This window comes from Rhodococcus aetherivorans, from assembly GCF_025722975.1.
In the GTDB taxonomy this organism is placed as follows: Bacteria; Actinomycetota; Actinomycetes; order Mycobacteriales; family Mycobacteriaceae; genus Rhodococcus; species Rhodococcus aetherivorans.
In genome coordinates this window covers 5,975,165-5,988,627 of sequence record NZ_CP106982.1, presented here as the reverse complement: position 1 = coordinate 5,988,627, position 13,463 = coordinate 5,975,165, and the positions used below count along the sequence as shown (strand labels likewise).

Here is a 13,463-nt window from a genome sequence, read left to right as displayed (position 1 = left end):
TCGTGGGAGGTTTCAGGAACGGGCACAGCCCTTCACGGAATTGCCACCGACAATCGGTGGCAATTCAGGCGGGCGGGCTGATATCGGTGCAAGAGAAGATGCCGATGCGCAACCTTCTTTCCGCGTGCGCCCCGGTCCGGGCCGTCGCACCGGAAGCGGGGTGGCCCGTTCCCTGCGACGGCCGGGGTGATTCCCGCGGCTGTGTGAGCCGGCGTGCTTGCACAGCATAGGCTCCCGCCTGCTCGCGTCGCAATATTCGGGATTCCATATCGGCAAGGTGGGAAGAGTCCGGACCGTTCTGTCGTGATCGGTGCGCAGCCCGCCCTGCCTCTTTTGATACTCAGGGCACAACGTTGAGGAACGTATGGGAATTGTCGGACCCGGAGTGTGTGATTCCGGAAGTTACGCCAATTCGACTCCGTGATTCCGGGCGTACAACCGTCTTCCGGTCTGCTCTGCGTCGGTGCTCGGGTGCACGGGCGCGGAAAGGATTTTCGACCGAGTGGGGGCACGCGATTTCCTCACCGAATTCGATTCCGGAAGGTGAATGCAGAATTTCGCGAATCGGCGGAACAACTTCGATCGTCTCTTCGATTCGGGTCACACGGTTTCTCGCATTCGATTCCCCGGAAATCGGGGCCGTGAGAAATCGGCGATTCGAGGAATCGGCGCGCACCCCTCGGAATTCGGAGAAAAACGACGAACGACGATCGGCGGGCGGTGACGTCTCACGGTCCGCCCGGCTGCCCGGGCGGCGTCGGAGCCGGGTGGTCCCGGTTGCCCGCGGCCGCGTCGGTGGCCGAGTTCGCGACCGTGCCACCGAGCGCGAGGAGTTCGTCGAGTTTCTCCTGAGGGACCGGGATCGGTAGGAACGTCAGGAACTGGGCCATGCGCATCGATTCGACCATGCGCAGCAGCCCGGCGTGTTCCTGCGGATCCGGGGTGGGAGCGGAACCCGTCGCCCCGGCGAGGACCTCGAGGAACGCCGGTCCCACCGTCGGATGCGAGAACCATTCACCCACCGTCGATTCCATCGAGAGAGGGCGCGAGACCACATCGCCCGCGAGCGTGACGGTGCGCGCCTCGAGCACCGTGGCGGCGTCGGCGCACACCTGGATCGCGTATTCACCGGGCGCCACGACCCAGTCGTCGAGCTCGACGTCCCAGTACGCGAAAGCCCTTCGTTCCAAGGTCAACTCGACGTCGCGCGCCTCGCCGGGCGCCAGGTCGATCTTCTCGAACGCCCGCAGTTCGCGCACCGGGCGTCGCACCGGACCGGCGTCGGTGGCGACGTACATCTGCACCACGTGCTTGCCGGCACGGTCGCCGGCGTTGCGCACGCGCACGCGCACCGCGACGGTGCCGTCGCCCCCCAGCGCGACGTCGAGGGACTCGGTGACGAACGTCGTGTAGCTCAGGCCGTGTCCGAACGGGTAGCGGACGGCGCGGCGCAGGGTTTCGTAGCCGCGGTAGCCCACCATGACGCCCTCGCCGTAGCGGACGTGCCCCTGCTCGCCGGGGAAGTTGAGGTACGAGGGGGTGTCCTCGAGTCGCAGCGGGACGGTCTCGGCGAGGTGTCCGGACGGGTTGGCGACACCGAGCAGCAGATCCGCGATCGCCGACCCGCCGGCCTGCCCGAGCAGCCAGCCGTCGAGGATCGCATCGACCTCGTCGTGCCAGCCCTCGAGCGAGACCACGCCGCCGTGGGCGAGGACGACGACCGTGCGCGGTGCCGCCCGCGCGACGGCCCGCACGAGGGCGACCTGCACCGGCGGCAGGTCGAGCGTGTCGCGGTCGAAGCCCTCGGATTCCTCACGTTCGGTGAGGCCGGCGAACACGACGGCCACGTCGGCGGCGGCCGCCACGCGCACCGCCTCGTCGAGCAGGGCCCGGGCATCGCCGTCCGCTCCGAGCGGGAAGCCGTCGGCCGCGGACACCGTCAGGCCGTGGGCCGCGGCGAGCGCGCGGACGGCGTCGAGCGCCGGATCGACCCGGGTCGGCGCGATGTGCGAGCTTCCGCCGCCCTGGAATCGGGGGGTGGTGGCGAACGATCCCAGCACCGCGACGTGCTGCCCGCGGCGCAGCGGGAGGACGCCGTCGTCGTTCTTCAGCAACACCGCGCAGTCGGCGGCGAGCCGGCGCGCAAGCGCGTGCTGGCCGTCGAGGTCGAGGTCGAGGTCGAGGTCGCCGGTGGCGGGCCGCACGAGGTCCGACAGGGCCAGGACCCGGTAGGCGCTCGCCTCGACGAGACGCGGGTCGAGGCGGCCGTCGCGCACGGCGTCGACCACCTGCCGGTCGGTGCCGCCGCCGCTGCCCGGCATCTCGAGGTCGAGCCCGGCCGTGACCCCGGCCACCCGGTCGGCGACGGCGCCCCAGTCGGAGACGACGACCCCGGCGAATCCCCACTGCTCGCGGAGCACCTCGGTGAGCAGCCATCGGTTCTCGGCCGCAGATACGCCGTTGACCTTGTTGTAGGAGCACATGACCGCCGCGGGCCGGGCCTCGGCGACGACTCGTTCGAAGGCGGGCAGGTAGATCTCGCGCAGGGTCCGGTCGTCGACGTCCGCGCTGACCCGCATCCGGTCCGTTTCCTGGTTGTTGGCGGCGAAGTGCTTGACGCACGCCCCGACCCCCACGGACTGGAGACCCCGCACGTGCGCCGCACCGAGGACGCCGGAGAGCAGCGGGTCCTCCGAGTAGTACTCGAAGTTGCGTCCGCACAGCGGTGAGCGCTTGATGTTGACGCCCGGCCCGAGGACCACGTGCACGCCGAGGGCGCGCGCCTCCCGTCCCACGGCGCGGCCCACCTCCTCGGCGACGCTCCGGTCCCAGCTCGAGCCGACGGCGACGGCGAGCGGGAAGCACGTCGCGGGCAGGCTGGCGTGCAGGCCGAGGTGGTCGCTGTCGCCGGACTGACAGCGCACGCCGTGCGGGCCGTCGGTCAGGACGACACTCGGAATCCCGGCCTCCTCGATGGCCTCGGTGCTCCAGAAGTCGTGGCCGGACAGCAGGGCGGCCTGCTGTTCGAGGGTCAGGTCGGGGCGCGTGGTCATCGCCGGTGTCCTTCCGTCCGCGACGATTCGCCGGGGCTGCGCGGCGCGTCGACGGCGCGGGGGTGCTCGGCGACGGCCAGCCGGCGGGCCCGTACCAGCGCGACCGCGAACGCCGGGACGGCGAGCACGAACAGCGGCAGGCTCGCGCCGGTGGTGGGCTCGAACAGCACGAGCAGCAGCGGCAGCGCGAAGCCCAGGTAGGTGCCGACGTAGAAGACGCCGGTCAGCGTCCCGCGCGAGGTCTTCGGCGCGAGTGACTCCAGGTCGAGCAGGCCCTCGCGCAGGCACAGCCCGTAGGCCACCCCGAGCACGGGTGCCGCGACGGGCAGCAGCCACAGCGGCGGGTGCGCCCCGCCGGCGCCGACGAGGAGGAACCCGAGTCCGGCGAGGACGGCGCCGGCCGTCCCGGCCTGCGGGCCCCACTCCCGCCGACGGGCCACGGCCTGCGCGACGATCCCGGAGCCCAGGGCGAGCAGCGCCGCGGCCCCGGTCAGCGCCGGTCCCGCGTACGCGCTCGCGACCCGGGCCGGAAACGTCACGAAAGCGACTGTGACGCAGGCGAACACCCAGGGTGCCAGCGGCAGCGACCAGGACAGCGCACCGGCCACCGACCGGCCGTGTCCCGGCACGACCGGCTGCAGGTCCGCCGCCGCGTAGTGGGCCGGCCGGCTCCACACCGTCGCGGCGGTGACGGCCGCGGCCGACAACGCGGCCGAGAGCACGAACGGCAGGGACAGCGGCCGGGGGCCGAACTCGGCGAGCAGACCGGACACGAAAGGCCCCAGGGCGAATCCGGAGCTGAGCGCGACGCCGGCGAGCACCGTGCCGACCTTCCCGCGCAGGTCGGTGGCCCAGGCCGTGCCCGCACCGATGGCCAGGCCCGCGCCGATGCCCACGACGAGGCGGCCCGCGACGAGTCCGGCGGCGTCGTGCCGGACGAGCAGCAGCACGGTGCCGACGAGGGCGATCGTCGCACCGGGGAGGACGACCGCCGCACGGCCGGTCCGGTCCGAGAGTGCGCCGCCGCCGACGAGACCGGGCAGCAGCCCGAGCGCATAGATGCCGAACACCCCGTCGAGCAGCGCGCGCGAGAGGCCTTCGTGCTCGCGCAGGACGGGGATCATCGCGGCGAAGTGGTTCGCCGCCCACCCGGTGGTGACGAGGACGGCCAGCACGCCGGCCAGGGCCCGGCTCAGCTGTCGTGCCGGTGCAGGTGCTGCTGTGGTCATCGTTCGTCCTCTCGCCGGGGCCGGACCCGTCACGCTAACCGACCGGCCGCTCGGGACGCACCGGTGGATGCTCCGAGGGATGTCGAGCGGCTGCGGTCAGGGCCCGATGCTCGAACGTGTGAACGTGTGAACGTGTGAACGTGTGAACGTGTGCACTGCACAGGACGTGGTAGATCTCGACTCTCCGCCGAGCGAGTCGCGCACCATCGGAATGTCATGGGCGTCGAGCGCGAGCAGCTCGGTGGAACGGTGACGATCAGCAGGGCCGCGCCGGATCGAGGGCGCGGATCAGGAAGCTGAGCTGGTCACGCAGCATCCGTTGTTGCCAAGGACCGTCGTAGACGTCGAAGTGATCGACGGGGTACTCGCACAACAGTGCAGTGGCCCCTGCCCTCTTCGCGGTCCTGCGCGCGGCGACGGGCGGTGCGACACGGTCGTGTGTGCCCACCTGCACAAGGATTGGGCAGCCAAGGCGGCCGGCAGCGGTGATGGGCCGGTTCACGGCCACCTCCAGTGCTGTGCGCGCGCAGATTTCGTTGCGCCACGTCGGTCCGGCGATCGAGGTGTAGGCCTCCTCGGCGCCGGAGGCGCTGATGATCGCCACCTTTCCCGGCCGCGCCACCACCGGGATGTGGTGCGGCCGGCGTCCGGTAATCCGGCGAGCGAGGTCGCGCAACCCGTGGCCGGTGGTGCGCACCAGTTGACCGGCTCCGGCGTAGCGGGCGATCTGCATCGCGGCTGCCAGTCCGTCGGTCGCGGGGGTCATCGATACGATTGCCGCGACGCGCCTGTCCTGCGCGGCGACTGCGACGACATGACCACCGGAGTACGACGTTCCCCACAACGCGATTCGATCGGCGTCCACGCCGGGCAGGTGACGGGCGGCGGCGATCGCCGCGTGATAGTCCTGGCGCTGACGCCGGAAGGAAACATCCTGGCGCGGTGTTCCTTCCGAGGCGCCGAAGCCGCGGTAGTCGAAGACCAATACGTCGATGCCGTTGTCGGCGAACCCGTCGGCATAGCCGATCAGGCCGGTGTCTCGGGTGCCGCCGAAGCCGTGTGCCATCACCACACACGGCCGGCCGGCCGTGCCGGCCAGCACGTCGGAGGTAGCCGGAACATGCCAGGCGGCGCAGGCGACGCCGTGGCTGGGGAAGGTCAGGTCCTTCTTCATCTCGGTCGCTCCGTTCCTACGACGCGACGGCAGCCGTGCGGCTGGGCGCGAACTCGAGCGCCGGATCCTCGACCGGCCCGCGACGCAGCCGCTCGACGTCCTTCTCGTAGGCCATCTGTACCGTCCACGGGCCGCTGGTGCCGCCGCGCGGGAACTTCGCAACGGCCCGCTGGACATATCCCGAGCTCATCTCGACCACGGGGACACGGTCCATGTGCGGATCGTCGAGCACTGGTTCGACGGTGCCGTAGCCGTGGCTGTCCATGTAGTCGAGCAGTCGGCAGAAGTGCTCGCACACCAAGTCCACCTTGAGGGTCCAGGAGATGTTCGTGTAGCCCAGCGCGAACACGAGATTCGGCACACCGGACAACATCATCGCCTTGTAGACCGTCGTGTCGGGCAGGTTCACGCGCCGCCCGTCCACGCTCAGCGCGATCTTGCCGAACGGTGTCATGTTGAGTCCGGTCGCCGTGACGACGATGTCGGCGGCCAACTCCTGACCCGATTCCAGCAGAATCCCCTCCTCGGTGAACCGCTTGATCCGGTCGGTCACCACCGAGGCCTGCCCGGCGGATATCGCCTTGAACAGATCCCCGTCGGGGACCATGCACAGGCGCTGGTCCCATGGGTTGTAACGCGGGGTGAAGTGGGTGTCTACGTCGAAGCTCTTGGGCAGCTGCCGGCGCACATCGGCGATCAACAGCTTGCGCATGAGCTTGGGCGCGCGCTGGCAGGCCTTGTAGATCCCGCGGTTGAGCATGATGTTTTTGCGCCGGACGATCCGGTGCGCTCGGGTGGGACCGACCACCTTGTTCAGGGTGTTCGCGATCGCGTCCTCGGCCGGTATCGAGAACACGTAGCTCGGCGAGCGCTGCAGCATCGTGACATGACCGGCCTTGCCGGCCATCGACGGGATCAGCGTCACGGCGGTCGCGCCGGAGCCGATGACCACCACGCGCTTGCCGGCGTAGTCGAGGTCCTCGGGCCAGTGCTGCGGGTGGATCAGCCGGCCCGCGAACTCCTCCACACCCTCGATGTCGGGCGTGAAGCCTTCCTCGTAGTCGTAGTAGCCGGTGCCCAGGAACAGGAATCGCGCGGTGAAGTGCACGTGCTCGGCGCTGCCGGACGATTGCGCGGTGACGGTCCAGCGTTCGTCCGCCGAGGAGAACTCTGCGCCGATAACCCGGTAGCCGAAACGAATGTGCTGGTCGAGACGGTTCTCGGTGACGGTCTGCCTCAGGTAATCCATGATGATGTGCCCGTCTGCGATCGACTTCCGATGCGTCCACGGCTTGAACCCGTAGCCGAAACTCGGCATGTCCGAGTCCGAGCGAATGCCCGGGTAGCGGAACAGGCTCCACGTGCCGCCGATCGAATCCCGGCCCTCCAGGACTGCGAACGTCGTACCGGGACGGCGTGTCTGGAGGTGATACGCCGCGCCGATACCGGAAATGCCGGCGCCGACGATCAAGACGTCGAAATGCGTGCTTGCCGTATGGCGACCGGTCGGCTCGGTGGTCGTCGGGATGCTCATGGTCGGTCTCCTCGAGCGCTGCGCTGGGGCGTGACGGCGTTCACAGTAGGACCGCAACGGCACCCGTTGACATGTATGCCGGCACACTATTCGCGTCCTTATGTGTGCTGTGGCACACTTGGTACGTGCTCCGTGAGCCAGTGGCACCCGAAGTGGTTTCCCTCGTCGGTGACGTCGCCGAATTGATGCTGCGTGAACTCGATCAGCTCGTCGCCGAGATGGACGCCGCCGAGGTGGCGGTGGCCCCGATGCTGGGCGCGGACGCGGCGATCGTCGCGGAGATGTCGGCGAGCAACCGCGCCAATGCCGCGCGCCTGCTGACCACCCTCGCTCGGCGTGACGTCGGGGGCGCGCCGATCGACGTGCCGCCCGAAGCCCTCGACGTCGTCCGCACCGTCGTGCGCCGCGGCATCGACCTCGAGGTGATCTACCAGGCCTACCGCCGGGGCCAGAACGTCGCCTGGCAGCGGTTTCTGGCTCATGCCGGACGGATCGCCCCGCCGGGGCCACAATTCGTGGAGTTGTTGGAGGTCACCTCGCAGCTGATGTTCGATTACGTCGACCATGTCGTGAGCCGTGTCATCGCCGACGCCCAGCGGGAACGCGAGGAGGTGCTCGGCGGCGCGCTGGCCCGCCGCGCCGAGACCGTGCACCTGATCCTCGACGGCGCCCCGATCGACCCCCGCCGAGCCGGCGAACGCCTCAGATACCAGCTCGCTCGCCGCCACACCGCACTCGTCCTGTGGGCCGAACCGGCGGGCGGGACGCAGGGGGCACTGGAGTCTGCCGCGACGCTGCTGGCCCAGGCCGCCGGCGCCCGCACGCCCCTCACACTGCCCGCGGGCACCTCGACGCTGTGGGCGTGGTTGGGCACCGAATCCGAACCCGCGCTCGACACACTGCGCGGAGAAATCACCAAGGCGCAGTCGAACATTCGGGTCGCCGTCGGTCCCACCCGAGCGGGCATCACCGGCTTCCGCCGATCACACGACGCCGCGCTGGCCATTCAGCGCCTGGTCAGCGGGCAACGCGACGGCGACCGCGTCGCGCTCTACCGCGAGCTCGAGGTCGCCACGTTGGCCGCTCGCGACCTGGACCGGGCGGCCGAATTCGTCGCCACAACACTGGGCCCGCTCGCTGCGGACACACCCAGCGCGGCTCGTCTCCGCCAGACATTGCGGGTGTTCCTCGAGGAAGCCGAGAACGCCCCTCGCGCCGCCGCACGCCTGCACACCCACCGCAACACCATCCTGCAGCGTGTCAGCCGCGCAACCGAACTGCTCGGCCACCGCCCCGGCGAGCGCAGGCTTCCCGTCGAGCTCGCGCTGGAGTTGGCTCACCACATCGGGCCACGAGTCCTGGTCCGTGACTGAGGGACAACGCCCGCGGTCGGTGGGCAGGGACCGGTCTTGACGCCCGGCGGGTTCCCGCCTCCGTCCGCAGTGCTCGCGTCGGGCCGGTAGGGGCGCAGCGTCACGTCGCACTCGCCCGTATCGGGTGCTGGCAGCCAGTTGGATCACTCGCCCATCCTCACTGTCAGCGCAGCACCTCCCGGGCGGTCCGCCGGACGGCGTCGGTGAGCGCGTCGAGCACCGGCGACTCGAGCCGCCACCGCTGCCAGTACAGCGGTACGTCGAGCGGATCGTCCGAGTCGAGGAAGACGAGTCCTTCGGTGTCGGTGAGCATCGGTTCCGGCAGCATGCCCCAGCCGAGGCCGAGCCGTGCGGCCTCGACGAACTCGGCGGCGCCGGGCACGTAGTGCCGGGGCGGGTCGAGCCGGCGCCGGGTGCGGCGCCGCAGGAACCGGTCCTGCAGGTCGTCCTTGCGGTCGAAGCTCAGCATCGGGGCCTGCCGCAGCGACTCGGCGCCCGCGCCGCCGGGAAACCAGCGGTCCGCGAAGTCGACGCTCGCCATCGCGTGATACCGCATGGCGCCGAGCTTTTCGGAGACGCACCCCTGCACCGGCTCGGGCACCGACGTCACGGCGGCCATCGCGGTGCCGTCCCGCAGGCGCGCGGGGGCGTGGTACTCGTCCTCGCGGTGCAGTTCGAACAGCGCGCGATGACGCTCGGGCATGCGGGCCAGGGCGCGCAGCATCCACGTCGACATCGAGTCGGCGTTGACGACGAGGGGAACCGACACGTACTCGTCCCGGCCGGCGGTCAGCCCGAGCGCCTCGGCGGTGTCCTGCTCGAGCCGCGCCACCTGCCGTGCCAGCCGCATCACCGCCTCGCCCGCGGCGGTCGCGGACACCGGACGGGTGCGCCGCACCAGGACCCGGCCGGCCTGCTGCTCGAGGGCCTTGATCCGCTGGCTCACCGCGGAGGGGGTGACGCGCAGGACGGCGGCCGCGCCGTCGAAGGTGCCCTCGTCCAGCACCGCGGCGAAGGTCCGCAGCTGCGCGAAGTCCAGATCCATATGAAGCAACTCTAACGGTACTGAAGAAAAATCAACTGTTCTTCATCGAGGGCGGTTCCTAGCGTGGGTGTCATGCACCTCGTCGCCGTCGGATTCCTCACCGGACTGTCGCTCATCGTCGCGATCGGCGCGCAGAACGCCTTCGTGCTGCGCCTGGCCATCGCGCGACGCCACGTGCTGCCGGTGATCGCGGTGTGCGCGCTCTCCGACGCGGTTCTCATCGCCGCCGGCATCGCCGGCATCGCCACCGTGCTCGACCGGGTGCCCGGCGCGCTCGGGGTGATCCGCTGGGCGGGGGCGGCGTTCCTCGTGGGCTACGGCGTGCTCGCGGCGAGGCGGGCGCTGCGCCCGTCGGCCCTGACCGCCGCGGCGGGCGGCTCCCTCACCGTCGGCGCAGCCCTGGCCACCTGCCTGGCGTTGACCTGGCTCAACCCGCACGTCTACCTCGACACCGTGCTCATGCTCGGCTCCGTCGCCAACCACCACGGTGACCCGGGGCGCTGGTGGTTCGGCGCCGGCGCGGTCCTGGCCAGCGTCGTGTGGTTCCTCGGGCTCGGCTACGGGGCCCGCCTGCTGCGCGGAGTATTCGCGAAACCCGCGTCGTGGCGCGTGCTCGACGGCGGCATCGCCGTGCTCATGGTCGGGCTCGGCGTCGGCATGGTGGCGGGCTGACGCCGGGCCCGCGTCAGCCCTTGACCAGGGCGAACCGGCGGCCGCTGATCTCGCTCGCGGTGACCTCGACGAAGTTGTACTTCGGGGTGGGCACCCAGGCCTGCAGCCCCAGCTCCTCGGCCTCCTGGATCTCGTTGTAGTGCACGAGATTCCGGGCCCGTCCGTGCAGCACCACGCTCCAGGCCCGGTCCTGCTCCACGTGGTCGGCCTCGAAGGCGACCTCCGCGTGCACCGTCAGCTCGACCAGCTTGCTGCCCTCGGCGGTACGGAAGTACAGCTTCCTGTCCCGCACGGCGTAGTTGATCGGGAAGACGTCCGGCCGCCCGCCCGAGACCACCACGAGCCGGCCGATCCGCTCGGTGCCGAGCAGCTCCCAGCTCTCGTCGTCGTTCAGGACGACGACGGGGTTGTCGACGTTCGGCTCACTCATGGTTCCTCCGATCCGGCGGCGTCCGCCTCGATATCACCGCCTCCAGCACATCACGAATCCGCGCCCGGCACAGGCGGATCGTCCATCGAATCGCGCGGTGTCCGTCACATCGATAGCGTGGGAGCCGCCCGACCTCACCCCACCGAGGAGCGTGCGAGATGACGCTGGCCACCACGTGGCACACCCGCGACGCCGACGACGTCGCGGCGGCACTCGACGTCGACCCCGCGGCCGGGCTGCCCTCCGACGTCGTCGAGGAGCGCCGGCGTGAGCACGGGCCCAACGCCCTCGCCGAAACGGCAGCCGTCCCCGGCTGGCGCAAGGTGCTCGCCCTGCTCGCCGACCGGATGACCCTCGTACTCGTCGCCGCCGCCGTGGTCAGCGCCGTGGTCTCGCGCGAATGGGAGACCCCCGTCGTCATCCTCGCCGTCATCACCCTCAACACCGTCCTGAACTACGTGCAGGAGCGACGGGCCGAGAACAGCCTGCAGGCGCTGCGACAGATGGCGGTCGACACCGCCCGCGTCCGCCGCGACGGCCGTGAACAGCACCTGCCGCGTACCGAACTCGTGCCCGGCGACGTCGTGCTGCTCGAGGCCGGCGACTCCGTGCCCGCCGACGGACGGGTCGTCGGGGCCGCGCGGCTGCAGGTCGCCGAGTCCGCGCTCACCGGCGAGTCCCAGCCCGTCGACAAGACCGTCGAACCCGTCGTCGACGAGCAGGCCCCGCTGGGCGACCGTGCCGACATGCTGTTCATGAACACCGACGTCACCCGCGGGCGGGGCACGATGGTGGTCACGGCCACCGGGATGCAGACCGAGATCGGCGCGATCGCCACCCTGCTCGGTGCCGCCGGGGTGGAGAAGACCCCGCTGCAGCGCCGCATCGACCAGCTCGCCAAGACCCTCACCATCGTTGCGCTCACCGTCGTCGCCGTCGTGTTCGTCCTGGGTCTGCTGCGCGGGCAGTCGTGGTCCGACCTGCTGATCACCGCCGTCTCGCTCGCCGTCGCCACCATTCCCGAGGGGCTGACCGCGGTCGTCGCCTTCACCCTCGCGATGGGCGCGTCGCGGCTCGCCGCGCGCGGCGCCATCGTCAAACGGCTCGCCGCCGTCGAGACCCTCGGCAGCACCACCCACATCGCCACCGACAAGACCGGCACCCTCACCCTCAACCAGATGACGGTGCAGCGGCTGCTGGCCCGTGGCCGCAGCTTCCGCGTCACCGGCGCCGGGTACGAAACGGCCGGCAAGATCCTCGTCGGCGACGGGCTGCCGGCCCCGGACCTGACCGCGCCGCTGCTCGGGATGGCCCTGTGCAACGATGCCGTCGTCCGCGACGGGGTGCTCGTCGGCGATCCCACCGAGGGCGCACTGGTGGTGCTCGCCGAGAAGGGCGGCATCGACGTCGAGGGGGCGCGTCTCGCGGTGCCGCGGCTGGCGGAGGTGCCGTTCGACTCCGCCTACAAGTACATGGCGACCTTCCACGCCCTGCCCGACGGCGGCTACCGGTGCTTCGCCAAGGGCGCGCCCGGTGCGCTGCTCGACCGCGCCACCGCGATGCTCGACGGGGACGGCCCCGTCCCGCTCGACGACCGCCGCCGCGAGCGCCTCCGCTCGGCGGTGCAGTCGCTCGCCGCCGAGGGGCTGCGCACCCTGATGATCGCCGGCCGGGACCTGCACGCGGTGCCGCGGGGCGACGGGGAGGCGCTGCAGCGCGTGGTGTCCGACCTGACCCTCTACGCCGTGGTCGGCATCGTCGATCCGCCGCGGACGGAGGCCAAGCGGGCCATCGAGGTGGCCCACGCCGCCGGCATCGAGGTGCACATGATCACCGGCGACCACCTCGTGACCGCGTCGGCGATCGCCGCGGAACTGGGCATCGGCGGCGCCGCGGCCACCGGCGCCGACCTCGACGCCCTGGACGACGACGAGCTACGTTCCCGGGCAGCAGGTTTCGGTGTGCTGGCCCGCGTCGCGCCGGAGCACAAGATCCGGGTCGTCAAGGCGCTGCAGGCGAACGGCGAGGTGGTCGCCATGACCGGCGACGGCGTCAACGACGCGCCCGCCCTCGAACAGGCCGACATCGGTGTCGCCATGGGCATTACCGGCACCGACGTGTCCAAGAGCGCGGCCGACATGATCCTCACCGACGACAACTTCGCGACCATCGTCGCCGCGGTCGAGGAAGGCCGCGGCATCTACGCCAACATCGTCAAGTTCGTGAAGTTCCAGCTGACCACGGCGTGGGGGTTCGTGCTGATCTTCCTCGTCGCCGGGGCCCTCGGGCTCGCCGGCGGTGCGCCGTTCACGGCGCTGCAGATCCTATGGGTCAACATCATCATGGACGGCCCGCCGGCCCTCGCCCTCGGCGTCGACCCCACCGAGCCGGGCACCATGTCCCGGCCGCCGCGGCCGGCCCACGAGCGCCTGCTCAGCCGCGATCGGCTCCGCCGCATCCTCGGCCTGGGCATCGTCATGACCGCCGGAACCGTCGCAGTGCTGCACTACGCGCCGCAGTGGTTCCCCGAGAGCGCCGGCGACCCGCTGTTCGCCACCACCCTCGCGTTCACCACGTTCGTCTTCTTCCAGGTGTTCAATCTGCTCAACGTCCGCTCCGAACTCGGCTCGGTGTTCTCGTTGCAGACCCTCACCAACCACAGCATCTGGATCGCGCTCGTCGTGGTGGTCGTCCTGCAGGTGTGCGTGGTGCAGACGACTTTCCTGCAGGGCTTCTTCGACACCACCGCGCTCACCTCGCAGCAGTGGGCGCTCGCCGTCGGCGTCGGATCCTCGGTGCTGTGGGTGGACGAACTCGTCAAGGCCACCGGACGGAGCGTGCGGCGTCGGCGTGGTGACACGCCTGCTCGGGCGGGCGCATAGTGGAGGTGGTGTCGCCCTCCGACGAACACCGCAGGACGCGGAGGTGGGAACGATGGACATGGGCTTGATGC

The 13,463-nt window shown here is 70.6% G+C and carries 9 protein-coding genes; 3 read left to right on the top strand and 6 right to left on the bottom strand.

The window, feature by feature from the left end; all coding sequences use genetic code 11:
- Positions 1-728: 728 nt before the first annotated feature.
- The 4 genes from OCS65_RS27480 to OCS65_RS27465 all read right to left on the bottom strand — a co-directional run bounded on the left by OCS65_RS27480 (position 729) and on the right by OCS65_RS27465 (position 6,990).
- Positions 729-3,053 (bottom strand): glycoside hydrolase family 3 C-terminal domain-containing protein, encoded by a 2,325-nt coding sequence (locus OCS65_RS27480; RefSeq protein WP_231772122.1) that lies wholly within the window; start codon positions 3,051-3,053, stop codon positions 729-731.
- Complete coding sequence (locus OCS65_RS27475; RefSeq protein WP_051446036.1) at positions 3,050-4,282, bottom strand: MFS transporter; 1,233 nt, start codon at positions 4,280-4,282, stop codon at positions 3,050-3,052. The genes OCS65_RS27480 and OCS65_RS27475 overlap by 4 nt, the downstream gene beginning before the upstream one ends.
- Before the next feature lie 256 nt (positions 4,283-4,538).
- On the bottom strand, positions 4,539-5,456 hold the full coding sequence (locus OCS65_RS27470; protein WP_231772121.1) for an alpha/beta hydrolase: 918 nt from the start codon (positions 5,454-5,456) through the stop codon (positions 4,539-4,541).
- A 16-nt stretch (positions 5,457-5,472) separates the two neighbouring features.
- Positions 5,473-6,990, bottom strand: a complete 1,518-nt coding sequence (locus OCS65_RS27465) for a flavin-containing monooxygenase (protein WP_231772120.1) — start codon at positions 6,988-6,990, stop codon at positions 5,473-5,475.
- Between the two features lie 185 nt (positions 6,991-7,175).
- Between OCS65_RS27465 and OCS65_RS27460 the strand changes: the two genes are divergently transcribed.
- Complete coding sequence (locus OCS65_RS27460; protein WP_231772947.1) at positions 7,176-8,363, top strand: PucR family transcriptional regulator; 1,188 nt, start codon at positions 7,176-7,178, stop codon at positions 8,361-8,363.
- A gap of 163 nt (positions 8,364-8,526) precedes the next feature.
- Here the strand turns inward: OCS65_RS27460 and OCS65_RS27455 are convergent, their stop codons facing one another.
- Positions 8,527-9,408: a LysR family transcriptional regulator ArgP gene (locus OCS65_RS27455; RefSeq protein WP_050034400.1), complete on the bottom strand. Its 882-nt coding sequence runs from the start codon at positions 9,406-9,408 to the stop codon at positions 8,527-8,529.
- 72 nt (positions 9,409-9,480) lie between these two features.
- Between OCS65_RS27455 and OCS65_RS27450 the strand changes: the two genes are divergently transcribed.
- Positions 9,481-10,080 (top strand): LysE/ArgO family amino acid transporter, encoded by a 600-nt coding sequence (locus OCS65_RS27450; protein ID WP_029547076.1) that lies wholly within the window; start codon positions 9,481-9,483, stop codon positions 10,078-10,080.
- Positions 10,081-10,093: 13 nt separating this feature from the next.
- Here OCS65_RS27450 and OCS65_RS27445 read toward each other — a convergent pair whose 3' ends face one another.
- Positions 10,094-10,510, bottom strand: a complete 417-nt coding sequence (locus OCS65_RS27445; RefSeq protein ID WP_006946406.1) for a pyridoxamine 5'-phosphate oxidase family protein — start codon at positions 10,508-10,510, stop codon at positions 10,094-10,096.
- A gap of 158 nt (positions 10,511-10,668) precedes the next feature.
- Here OCS65_RS27445 and OCS65_RS27440 point away from each other — a divergent pair, with 158 nt between their 5' ends.
- Positions 10,669-13,392, top strand: coding sequence for a cation-translocating P-type ATPase (locus OCS65_RS27440; RefSeq protein ID WP_231772119.1), 2,724 nt, complete (start codon positions 10,669-10,671; stop codon positions 13,390-13,392).
- Positions 13,393-13,463 lie beyond the last annotated feature (71 nt).